Genomic DNA, 17,833 nt, shown 5'->3' with positions numbered 1-17,833 from the left:
CTGTTCGACACCGCCACCGGCTGGGTCCACCGCCTGCAGAGTGCACACCAGGCAGGCAGACTCGAGCACGAACTGAAACGACTGCGCCGCTACCGGCTACTGGTCATCGACGAGGTCGGCTACCTACCTTTCGACGCCGACGCCGCGAACCTGTTCTTCCAACTCGTCGCATCTCGTTACGAGCAAGGCTCGATCCTCGTCACCAGCAATATGCCCTTCGGGCGCTGGGGCGAGATCTTCGCCGACGACATCGTCGCCGCCGCGATGATCGACCGCCTCGTCCACCACGCCGAGGTCCTCACCCTCGGCGGCGACTCCTACCGAACCCGCGCCCGTCGCGAACTCCTCAAGACCCCGCCCACATCGGGCGCGGACCACTAAACACACAACCCCAGGGGGTCAACTTTCGCCGACGAAAAGGGGTCAGTTGTTAGCCGACGTTGACACCTGATTCTTCACAAATCTGTGGTTAACAGGCTCATCGTGTTTGAGGGTGTAGTGCGGGTCTGAAGCCTCCGGCTTCGAGCAAGGACCTCGCGATGTAGTGGGTGAGGTTCCGGAAGCCGAGTGCGGAGCCGCGGAGGTGCTCAAGGCGGCCGTTGATCGCCTCGGTGGGGCCGTTGCTGGTGCCGGGGCGGCCGAAGAACGCGGCGGATCTCGGTGAGAGCAGTGGGGACGCCGCCGCCGACCGTGTCGATCACTGCCCGCATCTCGTGCCGGTCGCGGTACGCGAGAAGCTGTCGTAGCATCCTCGGGCCTGTGGTCGAATGGGAGCACCGCAGACTCTGAGAAGAGGCATAAACATGCTCGCCACCTTCATGTACGGTGCTGGCGACGTGCGCGTCGAGACCGCGCCCGACCCTGTCCTCAAGGTCCCGACCGACGCGATCGTCCGCACCGTGCGTACGTGCGTTTGCGGCTCCGACCTGCACGGCTACCGCTCGATGCGTCCCCGCACGGCCGGCTCGCCGATGGGGCACGAGCTCATCGCGGTCGTCGAGGAGGTCGGTGCCGAGGTGCGCACGCTCGCACCTGGTGACTTCGTGATCGCCTCGTTCGCGTTCCAAGACAACACGTGCGTGTTCTGCCGCGAGGGTGTGCAGACGTCGTGCGTCCACGGCGGGTTCTACGGATCGCCCGAGATCGGCGGACTCCAGGCATCCATCGCCCGTATCCCCCTCGCGGACGGCTCTCTCGTGAAGATGCCCGACCTCGACCCGGCCACCGCCGACGAGAGTCTGCTCGCGTCGCTGCTGACCCTGTCTGACGTGTACCTCACCGGGTACCACGCCGCCTATACGGGGCAGGTGCAGCCCGGCAGGACCGTCACCGTGATCGGCGACGGCGCCGTCGGGCTCTCGGCCGTTCTCGCCGCGAGGCAGCTGGGGGCCGAGCGCATCATCCTGATGGGACGTCACACCGACCGCACCGACTTGGGAGTCGAGTTCGGTGCCACGGATGTCGTCGCCGAGCGCGGCGACGAGGGCATCGCACGGGTGCTCGACCTCACGGACGGCAAGGGCAGTCATATCGTGCTCGAAGCCGTCGGATACCTGCCCGCGTACGAGCAGGCGTGCGGGATCGTGCGCCCCGGCGGCATCATCAGCCGCGTGGGCGTGCCGCAGTACGAAGAGGCTCCAATCATTCCGGTCGCTGTTCGGCAAGAACGCCCGGCTCGTCGGCGGCCCCGCCCCGGTGCGCGCCTACATGGAGGACGCGATCCCGCTCGTGCTCGACGGCACGATCGACCCCGGCCGCGTCTTCGACCGCGCGATCGCGCTCGCCGAGGTGCCGGCCGGGTACGCGGCGATGGATGCGCGCGAAGCGCTGAAGGTCATGGTCACGCCGTAGGGGTGCCCGAGACTGGCCCGCCGCTCACACGTGCGCGCGCAGGAAGGTCGTGACACGGTCCCACGCGTCCGCCGCGTCGGCGGCGCGGTACCGCGGGCCGGTGTCGTTGAAGAAGGCGTGCGCAGCATCCGCATACACCACCGCCTCGAAGTCGACGTCCGCTGCCGCCATCTCGGCTTTCACCTGGGGCAGGGCGTCTATCAGCGACGGGTCGTGCTGCCCATAGAACGCCAGCACCGGGCACGTGATGCGCGCGATCTGTGGCGCCTCGGGCGCACGACCGTAGAACGGGGCGGCGGCACGGATGCGGTCATCCGCCGTCGCGAGCAGGAACGCGTAGGTGCCGCCGAAGCAGAACCCGGTCACGACCAGTCGATCGCCCACCCCCTCGGCCGTGAGCCAGTCGCCGGTCGCCCGCAGCGCACCCACCGCCCACCCGGCGTACTCGGGCGCGAGGGTGACGGTCAGGGCATCGCGCAACCGTGGCTGGGCGGCGACACGCACCTCCTCGTCGGGGCTGTTCATCTCGGCGAACAGCTCGGCACCCACGGCAGGCTCGATCCCGCCGCGGCTGAGGATGTCTGGTGCCGCGACCAGCCAGCCGAGCGCCGCGTACCGGTCGGCGACATCGCGGATGTGATCGACCAGGCCCCACACCTCGTGGACGAGGATCAGCCCGCCGATCGGGTCGCCCTCGGGGCGGGCGATGTAGACGTCGAAGGACTCGCCGGATGCTTCGAGGGAAGCGGTATCGGTCATGACACCACCGTACGACACAGCGCGAGGCCGATGTTCCGCGTAGATTCGGAAGTCCCCGTGGAGAAAGGGGCAGACGAGACCGTGCCCACGCTCCTGGTCGTGCATCACACACCGTCGCCGAGCATGCAGTCGATGCTGGAGGCCGTGCTCACCGGCGCCCGCGACGACGCGATCGAGGGCGTTGACGTCGTCGTGCGGCCCGCACTGTCTGCCGGTGCCGCCGACGTCTTGAGCGCCGATGCCGTGCTGTTGGGCACCCCGGCGAACATCGGCTACATGTCGGGAGCGCTCAAGCACTTCTTCGACACGATCTACTACCCCGTGCTCGATGCCACCACCGGGCGCCCCTACGCCCTGTATGTGCATGGCGGCAGCGACGCGGCCGGAGCCGTCCGCTCCGTCGAGACGATCGCGACCGGCATGCGGTGGCGGCGGATGCGCGAACCGCTGACGGTCATCGGGGACGTGGATGCCGCGGCTCGCGAGGCCTGCTGGGAACTCGGTGCCGCGACCGCGGCCGGCCTGCAGCCGTCGCTGTGAGCACGGCGGTGCGGGACAGGTGCCGCGAGCGCGTAGTGTCACTGCATGGCGAGTTTCGACGACAAGCCGATCATGCACCTGACGGTGACCGAGTGGGATGCCTACCTCTCCGCCGATCCCAGCCCCGACGGCGTGCGGCTCAAGCTGCGCAAGAAGTCGTCGCGTGCACCCGGGATCACCTGGTCTGAGGCGCTGGACGTCGCGCTCTGCCATGGGTGGATCGACGGTCAGAGCAAGCGCTTCGACGACGACTACCTGCTGCAGGCGTTCACGCCGCGGCGCAGGAACAGCCCGTGGTCGCAGCTCAACCGCGAGCACGTCGCGCGGCTGACGGAGGAGGGCAGGATGCGCGCGGGCGGTCTTGCCGAGGTCGAGCGGGCGAGGGCGGACGGCCGGTGGGATGCCGCCTACCGCCAGCGGGATGCTGCGCCCTCGCCGGAGCTGCAGGAGGCCCTCGACCGCAATCCCGCCGCCGCGGAGTTCATTGCGTCGCTGACGAAGACCGAGCGATTCCGGATCTACTTCCGGCTCGGCAGCATCCGCACGCCGGCCGTGCGCGCGGCCCGCATCGCCGACGTCGTCGAGAAGGCCGCCCGCGGCGAGCACCACTACCGCTGAGCGCGGGGGCCCGCGAGCGCCTGGTCCGCCGACGGCACGGAGGCGCCGTCGACCGTGACGCGTGCGTCCGCGAAGCGAGCGGCGGGTGCGGTGCCGAGTCGTCGAGAGCCCGGAATACCCCCGTGAGGTATGCGTTACACTGGGCGAAATACCCATAGGGGGTATCGAACGAAGGAGTGAACCATGACGACGACCGAGTACCGGGTGACCGGCATGACCTGCGGCCACTGCGAGATGTCGGTGCGCGAAGAGGTGGAGCAGGTCGCCGGCGTCGAAGGCATCGACGTCAGCGCCAAGGACGGCACGCTCGTCGTCACCGCGACGCAGCCGATCGACGACGACGCCGTGCTCGCGGCCGTCGACGAGGCCGGATACTCCGCGGTGCGCGTCTGATGGCCACCCCGGCGGAGGCCGCCGTCGAGCTGCAGATCGGCGGGATGACCTGCGCGTCCTGCGCGAACCGCATCGAGCGCAAGCTCAACAGGCTCGACGGCGTCACCGCCACGGTCAACTACGCGACCGAGAAGGCGAAGGTCACCTATCCGTATGGCTACGATCCGGCCCAGCTGATCGCCGAGGTCGAGAAGACCGGGTACACGGCGGCGCTGCCGGCGCCGAAGAAGGAGAAGATGGATGCCGGTGGACCCGAGGCCGCGGCATCCGAAGATCTCGAACTGACCTCGCTGCGCCAGCGGCTGATCATCTCGGCGATCCTCACCGTTCCGGTCGTCGCGATGGCGATGATCCCGGCGCTGCAGTTCACCTACTGGCAGTGGGCGTCGCTGACCCTCGCGGCGCCGGTGATCGTGTGGGGCGCGTGGCCGTTCCACAAGGCCGCGTGGATCAATCTGCGCCACGGCGCCGCGACCATGGACACGCTCATCTCGATGGGCACCCTGGCCGCGTTCCTGTGGTCGCTGTACGCGCTGTTCCTCGGCACCGCCGGCATGCCCGGGATGACGCACGCCTTCGAACTCACCGTCGCCCCGTCGGACGGCGCCGGCAACATCTACCTCGAGGTCGGCGCGGGCGTGACCACGTTCATCCTGCTCGGCCGGTACTTCGAGAAGCGGTCGAAGCGGCAGGCCGGAGCCGCCCTGCGGGCACTGCTCGAGCTCGGTGCGAAAGACGTGGCGGTGCTGCAGGGGGGCGTCGAGACGCGCATCCCGATCGACGAGCTGCAGGTGGGCGACGAGTTCATCGTGCGCCCCGGCGAGAAGATCGCGACCGACGGCGTGGTCGTCTCGGGCACGTCGGCCGTGGATGCCTCGATGCTCACCGGCGAACCGGTCCCGGTCGAGGTGACCGAGGGCGACCCGGTCACGGGCGCCACCGTCAACGCGGGCGGACGCCTCGTGGTGCGCGCGACACGCGTGGGCGCCGACACGCAGCTCGCCCAGCTCGCGAAGCTCGTCGAAGACGCTCAGACCGGAAAGGCGCCGGTGCAGCGGCTCGCCGACCGCATCTCGGGCGTGTTCGTGCCGATCGCCATCGGCATCGCGGTCGTCACACTGGCGGCGTGGCTGATCGTCGGGTTCCCGGCATCCGCGGCGTTCACTGCGGCCGTCGCCGTCCTCGTCATCGCCTGCCCCTGCGCCCTGGGCCTGGCCACCCCGACCGCTCTGCTGGTCGGCACCGGCCGCGGTGCGCAGCTGGGCATCATCATCAAGGGCCCCGAGGTGCTCGAGTCGACGCGCACCGTCGACACCATCGTGCTCGACAAGACCGGCACCGTCACCACCGGCAAGATGACCTTGGTCGACGTGATCGTCGAGCCGGGGACCGACCCGGATGAGCTGCTGCGGCTCGCCGGATCGGTGGAGGATGCTTCGGAGCACCCGATCGCGCAGGCGATCGCCAAGGCCGCGACCGAGCGCGTGGGCGCGTTGCCCGACGTCGAGGGCTTCACCAACCTCGAGGGCACCGGAGTGCAGGGCCAGGTCGACGGGCACGCGGTGCTGGTGGGGCGCGAGTCGCTGCTCGCCGAGTGGTCGCAGCACCTCAGCCCCGACGTCACGGCCGCCAAGGCGCGCGCCGAGAGCGAGGGCAAGACCGTCGTCGCCGTCGGGTGGGACGGCGCCGCGCGCGGAATCCTCGTCGTCGCCGACACCGTCAAGCCCACGAGCGCCGAGGCCGTCGCCCAGCTCAAGAAGCTGGGGCTCGTGCCGATCCTGCTGACCGGCGACAACACCGCGGTCGCGCGGCGCATCGCGGCCGAGGTCGGCATCGACCGGGTGATCGCCGAGGTTCTGCCGCAGGGCAAGGTGGATGTCGTGGCCCGACTGCAGCACGACGGCCGTGTCGTCGCGATGGTCGGCGACGGCGTCAACGATGCGCCCGCGCTCGCCCAGGCCGACCTGGGGCTCGCGATGGGCACGGGCACCGATGTGGCGATCGAGGCATCCGACCTCACCCTCGTGCGGGGCGATCTGCGCAGTGCGGTCGACGCGATCCGGCTGTCGCGGCGGACCCTCGGCACCATCAAGACGAACCTGTTCTGGGCGTTCGCGTACAACGTCGCCGCCATCCCGGTCGCCGCCCTGGGCCTGCTCAACCCCATGCTCGCGGGTGCCGCCATGGCGCTGTCGAGCGTGTTCGTCGTGGGCAACAGCCTGCGGCTGCGGGCATTCCGAAGCACGGCGCGGGCAGCGTGACCCACGGGGAGCACAGCCACGGGCCCGCAGACCACGCGCACGCAGACCACGCGCACGGCCACGGCGATCACGTCGCGCAGTTCCGACGGCTGTTCTGGATCAACCTGATCATCGCGGTGCCGGTCGTCGCGTTCTCGCCGATGTTCGCGACGCTCCTCGGCTACGACGTGCCCGACTGGGGGGCGTGGGTCGCCGCGGTGCTCGGCACCGTCATGTACGCGTGGGGCGGCTGGCCGTTCCTCACCGGGGCGGTCAGCGAGATCCGCGCCCGCCGGCCGGGCATGATGCTGCTCATCGGGCTGGCGATCACCGTCGCGTTCCTCGCCTCCTGGGGGGCGACCGTCGGGCTGCTGCACCACGAGCTCGAGTTCTGGTGGGAGCTTGCCCTCCTCATCGTCATCATGCTGCTCGGCCACTGGGTCGAGATGCGGTCGCTCGCGCAGACCAGCTCGGCACTCGACGCGCTGGCAGCGCTCCTTCCCGACGAGGCCGAACGGGTCGAGGGCGACGAGGTCGTGACGGTCGCTCCGTCCGAACTGCGGGTGGGCGATGTCGTGCTCGTGCGGCCCGGCGGCAGCGTGCCCGCCGACGGGCGCATCGTCGACGGCCGCGCCGATATGGACGAATCGATGGTCACGGGTGAATCCCGTGCGGTGGCTCGCACCATCGGCGACACGGTCGCCGCCGGCACTGTCGCCACCGACTCGGGACTGCGGGTCGAAGTCACCGCCACGGGCGATGCGACGACCCTCGCCGGCATCCAGCGACTCGTCGCCGACGCGCAGAACTCGTCCTCACGCGCGCAGCGCATCGCCGACCGCGCCGCCGGCTGGCTGTTCTGGTTCGCGCTGGGCGCCGCGGTGATCACGGCGATCGTCTGGACCCTCGTCGGCAACCCCGACGCCGCCGTCGTACGCACCATCACGGTGCTCGTGATCGCCTGCCCGCACGCGCGGGGTCTGGCGATCCCCCTGGTCGGGGCCATCGCCCCCGAGCGCGCCGCGCGCGGCGGCGTGCTCGTGAAAGACCGCCTCGCACTGGAGAGCATGCGCACCGTCGACACCGTGCTGTTCGACAAGACCGGCACGCTCACCAAGGGCGAGCCCGCCGTCATCGAGGTGGTCACGACCGGGGGAAGGGATGCCGACGCCGTGCTCGCGCTCGCCGCGGCGGCGGAGTCCGACAGCGAACACCCGCTCGCCCGCGCCATCGTGTGCGCCGCGCAGGACAAGCAGCTCGTCGTGCCCGCGGCATCCGGCTTCGCCTCCTCCCCGGCCGTCGGCGTCACCGCCACCGTCGACGGCACCGAGGTGCGGGTCGGGGGCCCGCGCATGCTCGACGAGCTGGGGGCAGCCGAGATCGAGTCGGCCGATGCCTGGCGGGCGGCCGGTGCCATCATCCTGCACGTCGCACGCGATGGGGTCGTCGTCGGTGGGCTGAAGCTCGCCGACGAGATCCGCCCGGAGTCGCGCGAGGCCGTCGATGCGCTGCACGCGCTCGGCGTGCAGGTCGTCATGCTCACCGGTGATGCCGAGGCCGTGGCGAACGCCGTCGCCGCCGACCTCGGCATAGACCGTGTCTACGCCGGCGTGCGCCCCGAAGACAAGGCCGGCACCGTCGCCGAAATGCAGCGCGAGGGCCGCAAGGTCGCCATGGTCGGCGACGGCGTCAACGACGCTCCGGCACTGGCCCAGGCCGACGTCGGCATCGCGATCGGCGCGGGCACCGACGTGGCCATCGCCTCGGCGGGCGTGGTCCTCGCCGGCTCCGACCCGCGCAGCGTCGTCTCGGTCGTCGAGCTGTCGCGGCGCGCGTACGCGAAGATGCGGCAGAACCTGTGGTGGGCAGCCGGCTACAACCTCGTCTCCGTGCCGCTGGCGGCCGGCATCCTCGCACCCATCGGCTTCGTGCTGCCCATGGCGGTCGGCGCGATCCTGATGTCCCTGTCCACGCTCATCGTCGCGATCAACGCACAGCTGCTGCGCCGCATCGACCTCAGCCCCGAAGGAGTCCCATGACCACCGTCGACACCCACGCCCACCACGGCTATATCTCCGACAAGGACAAGTACCTCAACCGGCTCAAGCGCATCGAGGGCCAGGCGCGCGGCATCTCGCGCATGGTCGACGAGGAGAAGTACTGCATCGACATCCTCACCCAGATCAGCGCGCTCAAGAGCGCTCTCGACGTCGTCGCCGTCGGCCTGCTCGACAATCACCTCACGCACTGCGTCGTCGACGCCGCGCGCGCCGGCGACGACGAAGCCGCCGTGAAGATCAAGGAGGCGACCGACGCGATCACCCGGCTGGTGCGGTCGTAGCGTCCGCGCGCACCCGTTCGGCGAGCAGCGTCGCGCCGGCGACGGCGGCCGGCATCACGAAGATCGCCCCGAGCGGCACCAGGAAGCACACCTGCGTCGCGATGCCGAAGCCGACCGTGCGGGCACGGTGACGGCGCAGCATCCCTCGTCTGTTCGTGCGGGTGATCCCACGCGCCGCCAACCCGCGCGCGGTGAGCTCGTCGGCGAGCATCCATCCCGTCAGGGTGAACGCGACCACGGCCGCCAGCACCGACCCGACCACCGGGATCACGCCGACCAGCAGCGCGAGCACCGCAACGCCGATGCCGCGCAGCACCAGCACGACGCCGTCGCCGAGCGCCCGCCAGAGGCCGATGCCCGGGCCGGGATCGGTCACGCCCCGGTCGGCTTCGACCGCACGCCAGATGCGGTCGTAGAACGGCTCGCCGACGGCGAGCGTCAGCGCCGTGAACGAGACGGCGAAGAGCACGAGCGCGCCCGCGACCAGGGCAGAGCCGAGGGCGATGCGGATGCCGGCGGCCCACACCGCGGGCCAGTCATCGGCGAACGGCGTGAGCGCCGCGGTCAGCTGCGGCAGGAACACCGCCAGAGCGACGAGCCCCGCGAGGAACAGTGCCCCGACGATGACCGCGGGCAGCAGGCCCAGCAGCATCAGCCCCGTGCGGGAGCGCCAGTACGCGAAGCCGCGCCCGAGGGTGGCGACCCCGCCGAAGAACTCGCGCATGAGGATGCCTCACCGCCTGTGGCGCATCGAGGAGGGGTCAGGTGGTGACCGGCGGCCCGATGCGCAGGGTGCACGCCACCGCCTCGGGGCTCAGCATCGCGTCGATCGACGACTGCTGCGACGAGGCGTACTTGCGCTGGATCTCGTCGTCGATGCGCCGCTGCACAGGGTCGTCGGCAGGAACGTGCGCGGTGGAGACCGCCTCGCGCGGCAGGTCGAGGGCGGCCGCACGGTCGCGCTCGGCGAGGGCGCCATCGCCCCGTGCGAACGATACCGGCCGCCCCGACGCGATGTGCCGGTGCCACCACGAGCTCGCGCCGTACGCCGATCGCACGTAGGGTACGCCGTCGATCACCATCGACCAGATCGGCGTCGCGAGCGCTGATCCGTCCTTCTTCGTCGTCACGATCGCGACGACCTGGGTATCGTCGAGCAGCTTCACGGTGTCCTGGTAGCTCATGACGGGGGCAACGACGCGGGCGCCGCGATCATTCCCCGCCCCGGGGAGCGGCCGGTACCGGCGGAGGAGGCAGACTGGATGCCGTGCCGGCCGTGCGACGAGACCCCAGGGAGGACCCCTCCGACGTGTCGGTGTGGCGCGCACCCGGGATGCCGGCACTGGCCGTGATGGTCGCGGTCGGCTTCGTCGGGTACTCGCTGCTGATGCCGGTCGCCCCGATGTGGGCGGCGCTCGGCGGCGCGAACGCCACCGGGCTGGGCTTCGTCACGGGCGTGTTCATGTTCTGCACCGTCGCGGTGCAGCTGTTCGTGCCGCGCCTGCTGCGCCGGTTCGGGTGGGCGCCGGTGCTCGTGATCGGGCTCGTGCTGCTCGGCGCCCCGGCACTGCTGCATCTGCTCTCCGACGAGCTAGCCGTGGTGCTGGCCCTCGCCGCCGTGCGCGGCGCCGGCTTTGCGATCCTCACGGTGACCGGCAGCAGCGCGGTGGCCGAGCTCATCGAACCCGCGCGTCGCGGCCGGGCGATCGGTGCCTTCGGGCTCGCGATCGCGGTACCGCAGCTGCTGCTGCTGCCGCTGGCGCCGTGGGCCGCCGAGAACCTCGGCTACCCCGTCGTGTTCGTCGCGGCGACCGCGCCCGTGCTCGGAATCGTCGCGGCGTACCGCGTGGGCCGGCGGATCGACGGGCTGCCGCGGCATCCCGATCTCGAGCACCCCGACCTGCACGGCGGTCTGCGTCGCTTCGCCGGGCTCGCCCCGCCGGTGATCCTGCTGCTCGGGGTGACGCTCGCCGGCGGTGCGATGATCACCTTCGTGCCGCAGCTGACGGCAAACGCCGCACTCACCGTCGCGGGCCTGTTGCTGCTGACGGGGCTCTCGGCGCTGACCCGCTGGGGCGCCGGCCACATTGCCGACCGGCACGGTGCGCGCGGCCTGCTGTGGCCGAGCGTACTGTGCACCGTGGTCGGGCTGTCGCTCTGCGCGTGGTCAGCCGCGGGCCTGGGCCGCGGTGCCGCACTGCTGCTCGGCATGGCGCTCATCGGCATGAGCTACGGTGCGCTGCAGAACCTGACCCTCGGCTTGGCGTTCGCCGCCGTGCCCAGGCGCGATCAGGTCACCGCCAGCGCTGTCTGGAACATCGGCTTCGACATGGGCACCGGCGTGGGGGCGGTCATCGTGGGGGCGATCGCCACCGGCACGAGCTTTCCCATCGCGCTGCTGTGCGCCGCGGGCGTCTCGCTGCTCACCCTGCCGCTGGCGTTCCTGCGGTCGCGGGCGGGCGGTCGCGGCGCCTCCGTCGAGTGACAGCACGGCGAGCAGCGGGCAGCTCCTTCGTGAGGTCGACCTCACAGGCAGTCATCCCGCAACGGCTCGACCCGCGGTTCGCCAGGTTCGCAGTTCCGCGCAAAGTTCGCAGGATTCTGGCGTACGGGTGCGAACGTGGCGCAGAACAGCGAGCCGGGCGCGGCGCGCGGCGGCACTGCGTGCCCCAGATCCCGCCACGATCGTGCGCGGCATCCATGACGCCGTCGCCGGCTGGCTTGCGCTCACCCCTAGACTGAGTTCGCGCGTCGTGGAGGTCATGCGCGCGCCGCGGGCGCGGCTCACCGAGCGCGAGCACGAGGTGCTGCGTCTGCTCGACACCGGCGCGTCGAACCGCAAGATCGCGAAGACGCTGTTCGTCAGCGAGGCGACCGTGAAGACGCACCCCGTGCATCTTCGGCAAGCTGGGCGTCGACAGCCGGTCGCGGGCTGTCGCGGTGGCCGCGAGACGGGACTGCTGTGACCGATCTCCACCCTTCGGACCGCATTCACCGATACTGAAGCGACACGAGAAAGGCATTCATCGCGCGATGAGCACCCCGACCGACGTCACACCGCCCACCCGCCGCGAGTGGTTCGCGCTCGCCGTCCTGTCCTTCGGGCTCGGCATGATCGTGCTCGACGGCACGATCGTCGGTGTCGCCCTGCCCGACATCATCGCCGACCTGAAACTCGACCTCACCGACGCGCAGTGGGTGAACAGCCTGTACGCGGTGCTGCTGGCCGCGCTGCTGCTGTCGACGGGGAAGCTCGCCGACCGCTGGGGGCGCAAGCTGCTGTTCCAGGTGGGCACTGTCGTGTTCGTCGGGGGCAGCATCCTCGCGGCCATGGCAGATGCCTCGGGGCCGCTCATCGCCGCCCGCGCGGTACAGGCCGTCGGTGCGGCGTTGATCATGCCGTCGACGCTGTCCACGGTGAACGCGACGTTCCGCGGCCGGTACCGCGCGGCGGCGTTCGGCGTGTGGGGTGCCGTGATCTCGGGCGCTGCCGCCGTCGGGCCGCTGGCAGGCGGCGCGCTGACCCAGTGGGCGTCGTGGCACTGGATCTTCCTGGTCAACATCCCCCTGGGCGCCCTCGTGTTCTTCGCCGGCCTGTTCACCGTGCCCGAGACGCGCGGCAGCGGGTTCCGCCGCGGCGCCGATGTCGACGGTGCGCTGCTGAGCGCGATCGGGCTCGGCGCCCTGGTGTTCGCCGTGATCGAAGGGCCCGATATCGGGTGGTGGGCGCCGACCGGCGAGTTGAAGGTCTTCGGCTGGGTGTGGGGGACGGATGCCGCGATCTCGGCGGTTCCCGTCGCGTTCGCCGTGGCTGCGGTCGCCCTGATCCTGTTCATCCTGTGGGAGCGGCACCGTGCGCGCGTGCAGCGTTCGGCGCTGCTCGACCTCACCCTGTTCCGCCTGCGCACCTTCTCGTGGGGCAACGTCACGGCGGCGATGGTCGCCGTGGGCGAGTTCGCGATCATCTTCGTGCTGCCGCTGTATCTCATCAACGCCCTGGGGCTCGACGTGATGGGCGCCGGGCTGGTGCTGGCGGCCATGGCCATCGGCGCCTTCGTCTCCGGTGCGCTGGCCCGGCACTTGGCGGCGCGGTTCGGGTCTCCGGGCACGGTGCTGATCGGTCTCGGGCTGGAGGTCCTCGGCATCCTCGCCCTCGCCCTGATCGTGCAGGGCGGCACCCCGGGCTGGATCGTCGCGATTCCGCTCGTCGTGTACGGGCTCGGGCTGGGGCTCGCCTCGGCGCAGCTCACGGGCACGGTGCTGCGCGACGTGCCCGTGGAGGTCTCGGGGCAGGGCTCGGCCACGCAGAGCACCGTCCGGCAGATCGGTTCGGCGCTGGGCACGGCGTTCGCCGGCGCGGCGCTGTCGGTGGCGCTCGCGCTGACGCTGCCGGCATCCCTGAGCGCGACGGGGATCCCGACCGCGACCGCCGACGAGCTGGCGGACTCCACGCGGCAGTCGGCGGGCACCGCGATCACGCAGCTGCGCGCAGAGGGCACGCACAGCGACCTGGGCGACAAGACCGCCGAGGTGGTCGATGCTCTGGCCACCGGCTTCGCCGACGGCACCCGCTGGTCGCTGCTGGTGGCCACCGTGTTCCTGCTGCTGGGCTTCGTGGGGGCCCTGCGGCTGCGCCGCGCGGCCGCCGCGCCCGCTGCGCCCGCTGCCCTGCCCGCGGACCGCTGAGGCCCCGCGTCGGGTCACGCGCGGCCGATCAGGTTCGCAGTTTCGCGCCAGGTTCGCAGGAATCACGCGTGTGGGTGCGAACTCCGCGCGAAACTGCGGGCTCGGCGAGTGCGCCCGGCACGGCAGACTGGGTGCATGCCCGAGCTTTCCGACCTCGCCGCCGCCCTGCCGCCCGGGGTGCTCGTCACCGACCCCGACGCTATGGAGCCCTACCGAGGCGACCGCGCGAACGACCCTGCGGTGGGCATGCCGCTCGCGGTGGTGCGGGCGACGTGCACCGAGGATGTGCAGGCCACGGTGCGGTACGCGGCGGCCCGAGGCATCCCGCTCGTCCCCCGCGGCGCCGGCTCGGGTCTCTCCGGCGGCAGCTCGGCCGTCGACGGAGCCATCGTCGTCTCGCTCGAGCGGATGCGCGCGATCGAGATCGACCCCGTCGTGCGGATGGCGACCGTGCAGCCCGGGGCGCTGAACGCCGAGGTGAAGGATGCCGCGGCCGCGCACGGTCTGTGGTACCCGCCCGACCCGTCGTCGTTCGAGTTCTGCTCGATCGGCGGAAACGTCGCCACCAACGCCGGCGGGCTGTGCTGCGTCAAGTACGGAGTGACCACCGACTACGTGCTCGGCATGACGGTCGTGCTCGCCGACGGGCGTGCCGTGCGCCTGGGCGGGCCGCGCCTGAAGGACGTCGCGGGGCTCTCGCTCACGAAGCTGTTCGTCGGCAGTGAGGGCACGCTCGGCATCGTCACCGAGGCGGTGCTGCGCCTCGTCCCGGCTCAGCGCACGCCCACCACCCTGGTGGCGACGTTCCCGACGCTGACCGGGGCGACCCAGGCGGTGCTCGACATCACCCGCACCATGCGGCCGTCGATGCTCGAGTTCATGGATGCTGTCGCGATCGGCGCCGTCGAAGACGAGACCCGGATGGGGTTGGACCGGGATGCCGCGGCCCTGCTCGTCGTGCAGTCCGACGAACCGGCGGCACTGGCCGCCGAGCAGATCGCCGCCGTCGAGGCGTACTGTGCGGCGAACGGGGCGACGGAGTGCTACGCGACGGACGACCCGGACGAGGGCGAGGCTTTCGTCGCGGCTCGTCGCATGGCGATCCCCGCCGTCGAGAAGCGCGGATCGCTGCTGCTCGAAGATGTCGGCGTGCCGTTGCCGCGGCTGGGCGATCTGGTGACCGGCATCGCCGGGATCGCGGCGCACCACGACCTCGTGATCTCGGTGATCGCGCACGCTGGTGACGGCAACACGCATCCGCTCATCGTCTTCGACCCCGCCGACCCGGCATCGCGGGCGCGTGCGGACGCCGCCTACGGCGAGATCATGCACCTCGCGATCGAGCTCGGCGGCACGATCACCGGCGAACACGGTGTGGGGCGCCTGAAGCGCCCGTGGCTCGGCGACTACCTCGGCGAGGATGTGCTCGAGCTCAACCAGCGCATCAAGCGGGCGCTCGACCCGCAGGGCATCCTGAACCCCGGCGCCGGTCTCTGAATCATGCCCTGGCGGTACGCCGGGTGATCCTGCTCGATATCGGGTGGTGCAACTCTCTCGCGATTCAGTAGAGTTCTGAGGGCAAGTATCCATGCTGGGGAGATGGTGTGGTCGTCGCGGCTAGGTCATGCGGCCGCCGAGATCCTCGTCCTGGCGCACAGACACCACACCGGAGATCTGCAATGCCGCATCGGAACACGCGTTCCACACACGACAGAAACCCGCACCGTCGAATGGCACGGGTTCTGCGCCCGCTCGCCATGATCAGCGCTGCAGCGCTTGTGACGCTTGGTGGCGCGCAGGCGGCCTCAGCCGCAGAGCCGGGCTTCGAAGGGGCCGAGGCCGAGGCGCAACTGCTCTCGGGCATTGTCGAGACCGGCGGTGCTTCCTCCACGTTCGTGCCTGGCGGTGTCGACTCGCACGCGCTCGCCGACCTCGGCCTGAGCATCCCGTGGCTCGACCTCGAGGCGGACGCCACGATCGGTGCCGAGATGGCGGCGTCCGGCGTCGTCGGGTCGTACGCCGAGAGCGCGCTCGCCAAGGCATCCATCGACCTCGATGACTCACTCGATGCCCGTGTCGACAGCATCATCTCGGGCCTGCACCTCGAGTTCGGCGCGTTCACGGCGAGCGCATCGGCATCGCGCAGCGGTTCGGGTGTCGTGATCGACAGCGACTACTCGCTGGCCGACGCCACGCTCACCCTGAAGAGCCCCATCATCGACGGTCTCAAGGCCACCCTCGTTAAGCGTGTGCTGGCCGACGTCGCCGGCGCAGAGACCGCGATCGAGACTGCGACGATCGCCGACCTGAACAGTCTCGATGACACGATCCTAGAGATCCTCGACCTCGACAACGTCAATGTGCTCAGCGTCGACATCGTGGATGCCACGGCGTCGCTCACCATCGATGCTGGTGCCCTGCAGACGGCGCTGGAGAGTGTGCTGACCGGGGTCGTCACAGACGGCCCGGTGACCCTCGACCTCGATACCGGAACGATCACGGTTGACCTCAGCCCGACCGGGGGGCTGAACGGCCTCGCGCCGAACACATTGCTGGTTGCTGCCGTCGAGACCGCGCTGACCACTCTGCTGACCGACCTGAACACCGAGATCACCGACGCGGTGTCGGCGTCGCTGAAGGCGGCTGATCTCGCTGTGTCGTTCGGGGCCAACGTCGTTGTCAACATCGAGGTGCCGCCGACGATCAAGATCCTGCTCCTGCTCGCGGGTATCGACGTCAGCGTGCTGGGCAGCGACAATCTCATGGCGCTCGACATCACCCTCAGCGGCAACCTCGGCAACTTTCTCCCCGCCGGCGACGCGTCGTCTCTCGCGCTCGGTCTGGATGTCGAGCTGGCGGGCCTCAGCCTTCCGGACCAAGTGCTCGGCTGGATCCTCGACGCCTTCGATGTCGAGGTGAAGGCAGACGTCGTCGACGCCATCCTGAACCCGGTCGCGACCACGCTCGGCACCAAGTTGAGTGCACTGACGGTGGAGGTTGCCGCGCCGGTGAACGAAGCGATCGCCGACATCGGTGGACTCGACGACCTGCTCGGCGGCTTCGTGTCGGTCATCGTCAACGTGCAAGAGGGTTCGAAGGACGGCGGCGGCCCCTTCACTCAGCGTGCGCTGAGCATCCGAGTGTTCGGCGAGCCGTTGCTCAACCTCTCGTCGGCCACGGTGCAAGCCACGCCGTGGACACCGGTCGCCATCTCCGCGCCCGGTGCCGGTACCGAGTACACGGTGACCAGCAACGACGGCATCAAGGATGTCGACATCACTGGTACGGGTGAGCCGACCGCCTCGATCACGGTGACGCTCGACGGCGGCGCCGAGCAGACGGCCACCGTCGCCGATGACGGCACCTGGAGTGTCACGTTCCCGGCGCTCGGCAAAGGTGACTACGCGGTCACAGCCGCACAGTCGGTCGACAACGAGACGGTCGACTCCGAGGCGACGACCGACTTCTCGATCGTCGTCAAGCTACCTGCCCCCGCAGGCGGTGACGCACTGCCCGTCACGGGTGGCGGAGCCGACCTGGGTGTCCTGCTGCCGCTCGGTATGCTTCTGCTCGCCGCCGGTGCGGGCGCGGTGCTGTTCTCGCTGCGGCGTCGCCAGCAGGCGTGATGCGATGAGCGCCGTGCGCTGAACCGCCGTGTGGAGGCCTGGGTGAGTCTCTCGGGCTCCGCACGCGTTTGTCCGGGGAGTTGCGAGCGAGCCCGGGTCGTCTCGCAGGCCCCGGCATCAATGCAGGTGGATGCGCGCACCCGGCTGTGCCCACAGGCTCAGCAACCACGCGGGCGGGGTCTCGGCCCACCCGTTCATCGCCATCGTGCCCACCGCGGATCGGCTTCGACGCAGGCGACGACCGCGACGCGTTCCTGGCCGCTGCGGCGACGGATGGCGTTCGGGCGCATCATGCCGTAGCGACCCGGCTGCGGCACGGAGAGCCCGAGGCGCCCGCCGCTGACGCGGGAGATGCTCCGGGGCACGACCCACGCAGTGCGGATGAACCACCAGAGCGGCACGCGCCGTTGCGCGCTCACTGCCTCAGTGTCGCGGACGACCCACATAATCTGCCAGGTGCTCACCGGTCAGAGTCGAGCGCGCCGTGACGAGGTCGCTGGGGGTGCCCTCGAAGACGACCCTCCCGCCGTCGTGGCCGGCTCCGGGGCCGAGGTCGATGATCCAGTCGGCGTGGGCCATGACGGCCTGGTGGTGCTCGATGACGATCACCGAGTTGCCGGCGTCGACCAGTCGGTCCAGCAGCGCCAGCAGGTTGTCGACATCGGCCAGGTGCAACCCGGTGGTCGGCTCGTCGAGCACGTAGACCGCGCCCTTCTTCGCCATCGAGATGGCGAGCTTCACGCGTTGCCGCTCGCCGCCCGACAGAGTGTTGAGCGCCT

At 70.5% G+C, this 17,833-nt stretch carries 17 protein-coding genes and 2 pseudogenes; 13 read left to right on the top strand and 6 right to left on the bottom strand.

The features are described from left to right. A partial coding sequence (locus ACK5IN_RS05705) for an ATP-binding protein (RefSeq protein ID WP_416895238.1) occupies nucleotides 1-381 on the top strand: 381 nt, incomplete at its 5' end. A 97-nt stretch (nucleotides 382-478) separates the two neighbouring features. Here the strand turns inward: ACK5IN_RS05705 and ACK5IN_RS05700 are convergent. Next, a pseudogene (locus ACK5IN_RS05700) lies at nucleotides 479-743 on the bottom strand (transposase); the annotation flags it as partial. Nucleotides 744-803: 60 nt separating this feature from the next. Between ACK5IN_RS05700 and ACK5IN_RS05695 the strand changes: the two are divergent. Next, nucleotides 804-1,851, top strand: a pseudogene (locus tag ACK5IN_RS05695) (zinc-binding dehydrogenase). A 24-nt stretch (nucleotides 1,852-1,875) separates the two neighbouring features. On the opposite strand, the gene ACK5IN_RS05690 reads toward ACK5IN_RS05695, so the two are convergent. Next, complete coding sequence (locus ACK5IN_RS05690) at nucleotides 1,876-2,610, bottom strand: dienelactone hydrolase family protein (protein WP_416895237.1); 735 nt, start codon at nucleotides 2,608-2,610, stop codon at nucleotides 1,876-1,878. 81 nt (nucleotides 2,611-2,691) lie between these two features. On the opposite strand from ACK5IN_RS05690, the gene ACK5IN_RS05685 reads away from it, so the two are divergent. From ACK5IN_RS05685 to ACK5IN_RS05660, 6 genes are all read left to right on the top strand, one after another. Then, nucleotides 2,692-3,150 carry a flavodoxin family protein gene (locus ACK5IN_RS05685; protein WP_416895239.1) on the top strand — a complete coding sequence of 153 codons (459 nt, stop codon included), beginning with the start codon at nucleotides 2,692-2,694 and terminating at the stop codon, nucleotides 3,148-3,150. Between the two features lie 45 nt (nucleotides 3,151-3,195). Then, a complete protein-coding gene (locus ACK5IN_RS05680) occupies nucleotides 3,196-3,768 on the top strand; it encodes a YdeI/OmpD-associated family protein (RefSeq protein WP_416895236.1) in 573 nt (190 codons plus the stop codon). Between the two features lie 183 nt (nucleotides 3,769-3,951). After that, a complete protein-coding gene (locus ACK5IN_RS05675) occupies nucleotides 3,952-4,161 on the top strand; it encodes a heavy-metal-associated domain-containing protein (RefSeq protein ID WP_416895235.1) in 210 nt (69 codons plus the stop codon). Continuing rightward, a complete protein-coding gene (locus ACK5IN_RS05670) occupies nucleotides 4,161-6,422 on the top strand; it encodes a heavy metal translocating P-type ATPase (RefSeq protein ID WP_416895234.1) in 2,262 nt (753 codons plus the stop codon). Before ACK5IN_RS05675 ends, ACK5IN_RS05670 begins: the two co-directional genes overlap by 1 nt. Then, on the top strand, nucleotides 6,419-8,440 hold the full coding sequence (locus ACK5IN_RS05665; protein WP_416895233.1) for a heavy metal translocating P-type ATPase: 2,022 nt from the start codon (nucleotides 6,419-6,421) through the stop codon (nucleotides 8,438-8,440). Before ACK5IN_RS05670 ends, ACK5IN_RS05665 begins: the two co-directional genes overlap by 4 nt. Beyond that, on the top strand, nucleotides 8,437-8,742 hold the full coding sequence (locus ACK5IN_RS05660) for a metal-sensitive transcriptional regulator (RefSeq protein ID WP_416895232.1): 306 nt from the start codon (nucleotides 8,437-8,439) through the stop codon (nucleotides 8,740-8,742). The genes ACK5IN_RS05665 and ACK5IN_RS05660 overlap by 4 nt, the downstream gene beginning before the upstream one ends. On the opposite strand, the gene ACK5IN_RS05655 is transcribed toward ACK5IN_RS05660, so the two are convergent. Then, nucleotides 8,720-9,466: an EI24 domain-containing protein gene (locus tag ACK5IN_RS05655; protein ID WP_416895231.1), complete on the bottom strand. Its 747-nt coding sequence runs from the start codon at nucleotides 9,464-9,466 to the stop codon at nucleotides 8,720-8,722. The two genes, ACK5IN_RS05660 and ACK5IN_RS05655, sit on opposite strands and share 23 nt — an antisense overlap. Nucleotides 9,467-9,503: 37 nt before the next feature. Continuing rightward, on the bottom strand, nucleotides 9,504-9,926 hold the full coding sequence (locus tag ACK5IN_RS05650) for a DUF2255 family protein (protein ID WP_416895230.1): 423 nt from the start codon (nucleotides 9,924-9,926) through the stop codon (nucleotides 9,504-9,506). A gap of 83 nt (nucleotides 9,927-10,009) precedes the next feature. On the opposite strand from ACK5IN_RS05650, the gene ACK5IN_RS05645 reads away from it, so the two are divergent. From ACK5IN_RS05645 to ACK5IN_RS05625, 5 genes are all read left to right on the top strand, one after another. Continuing rightward, on the top strand, nucleotides 10,010-11,227 hold the full coding sequence (locus ACK5IN_RS05645; RefSeq protein ID WP_416895229.1) for an MFS transporter: 1,218 nt from the start codon (nucleotides 10,010-10,012) through the stop codon (nucleotides 11,225-11,227). Between the two features lie 127 nt (nucleotides 11,228-11,354). Continuing rightward, on the top strand, nucleotides 11,355-11,708 hold the full coding sequence (locus ACK5IN_RS05640; RefSeq protein WP_416895228.1) for a LuxR C-terminal-related transcriptional regulator: 354 nt from the start codon (nucleotides 11,355-11,357) through the stop codon (nucleotides 11,706-11,708). Nucleotides 11,709-11,775: 67 nt separating this feature from the next. Next, nucleotides 11,776-13,428, top strand: a complete 1,653-nt coding sequence (locus ACK5IN_RS05635; protein WP_416895227.1) for an MFS transporter — start codon at nucleotides 11,776-11,778, stop codon at nucleotides 13,426-13,428. A gap of 135 nt (nucleotides 13,429-13,563) precedes the next feature. Then, nucleotides 13,564-14,925 (top strand): FAD-binding oxidoreductase, encoded by a 1,362-nt coding sequence (locus ACK5IN_RS05630; protein WP_416895226.1) that lies wholly within the window; start codon nucleotides 13,564-13,566, stop codon nucleotides 14,923-14,925. Nucleotides 14,926-15,158: 233 nt separating this feature from the next. Then, on the top strand, nucleotides 15,159-17,054 hold the full coding sequence (locus ACK5IN_RS05625; protein ID WP_416895225.1) for a choice-of-anchor G family protein: 1,896 nt from the start codon (nucleotides 15,159-15,161) through the stop codon (nucleotides 17,052-17,054). 194 nt (nucleotides 17,055-17,248) lie between these two features. Here ACK5IN_RS05625 and ACK5IN_RS05620 read toward each other — a convergent pair whose 3' ends face one another. Then, nucleotides 17,249-17,473: a hypothetical protein gene (locus tag ACK5IN_RS05620; protein ID WP_416895224.1), complete on the bottom strand. Its 225-nt coding sequence runs from the start codon at nucleotides 17,471-17,473 to the stop codon at nucleotides 17,249-17,251. Between the two features lie 4 nt (nucleotides 17,474-17,477). Continuing rightward, a partial coding sequence (locus ACK5IN_RS05615) for an ATP-binding cassette domain-containing protein (protein WP_416895223.1) occupies nucleotides 17,478-17,833 on the bottom strand: 356 nt, incomplete at its 5' end.

Source organism: Microbacterium sp., from assembly GCF_047971895.1.
Taxonomy (GTDB): Bacteria; Actinomycetota; Actinomycetes; order Actinomycetales; family Microbacteriaceae; genus Microbacterium.
The sequence above is the reverse complement of the archived record's forward strand: the minus strand, read 5'-3'. Positions and strand labels throughout refer to the sequence as shown.

What these genes read in the sequence shown, in the direction of transcription:
- ACK5IN_RS05690 (WP_416895237.1), bottom strand. Translation starts at nt 2,610, where the DNA reads ATGACCGATACCGCTTCCCTCGAAGCATCCGGCGAGTCCTTCGACGTC.
- ACK5IN_RS05680 (WP_416895236.1), top strand. Translation starts at nt 3,196, where the DNA reads ATGGCGAGTTTCGACGACAAGCCGATCATGCACCTGACGGTGACCGAG.
- ACK5IN_RS05675 (WP_416895235.1), top strand. Translation starts at nt 3,952, where the DNA reads ATGACGACGACCGAGTACCGGGTGACCGGCATGACCTGCGGCCACTGC.
- ACK5IN_RS05670 (WP_416895234.1), top strand. Translation starts at nt 4,161, where the DNA reads ATGGCCACCCCGGCGGAGGCCGCCGTCGAGCTGCAGATCGGCGGGATG.
- ACK5IN_RS05660 (WP_416895232.1), top strand. Translation starts at nt 8,437, where the DNA reads ATGACCACCGTCGACACCCACGCCCACCACGGCTATATCTCCGACAAG.
- ACK5IN_RS05655 (WP_416895231.1), bottom strand. Translation starts at nt 9,466, where the DNA reads ATGCGCGAGTTCTTCGGCGGGGTCGCCACCCTCGGGCGCGGCTTCGCG.
- ACK5IN_RS05650 (WP_416895230.1), bottom strand. Translation starts at nt 9,926, where the DNA reads ATGAGCTACCAGGACACCGTGAAGCTGCTCGACGATACCCAGGTCGTC.
- ACK5IN_RS05635 (WP_416895227.1), top strand. Translation starts at nt 11,776, where the DNA reads ATGAGCACCCCGACCGACGTCACACCGCCCACCCGCCGCGAGTGGTTC.
- ACK5IN_RS05630 (WP_416895226.1), top strand. Translation starts at nt 13,564, where the DNA reads ATGCCCGAGCTTTCCGACCTCGCCGCCGCCCTGCCGCCCGGGGTGCTC.
- ACK5IN_RS05625 (WP_416895225.1), top strand. Translation starts at nt 15,159, where the DNA reads ATGGCACGGGTTCTGCGCCCGCTCGCCATGATCAGCGCTGCAGCGCTT.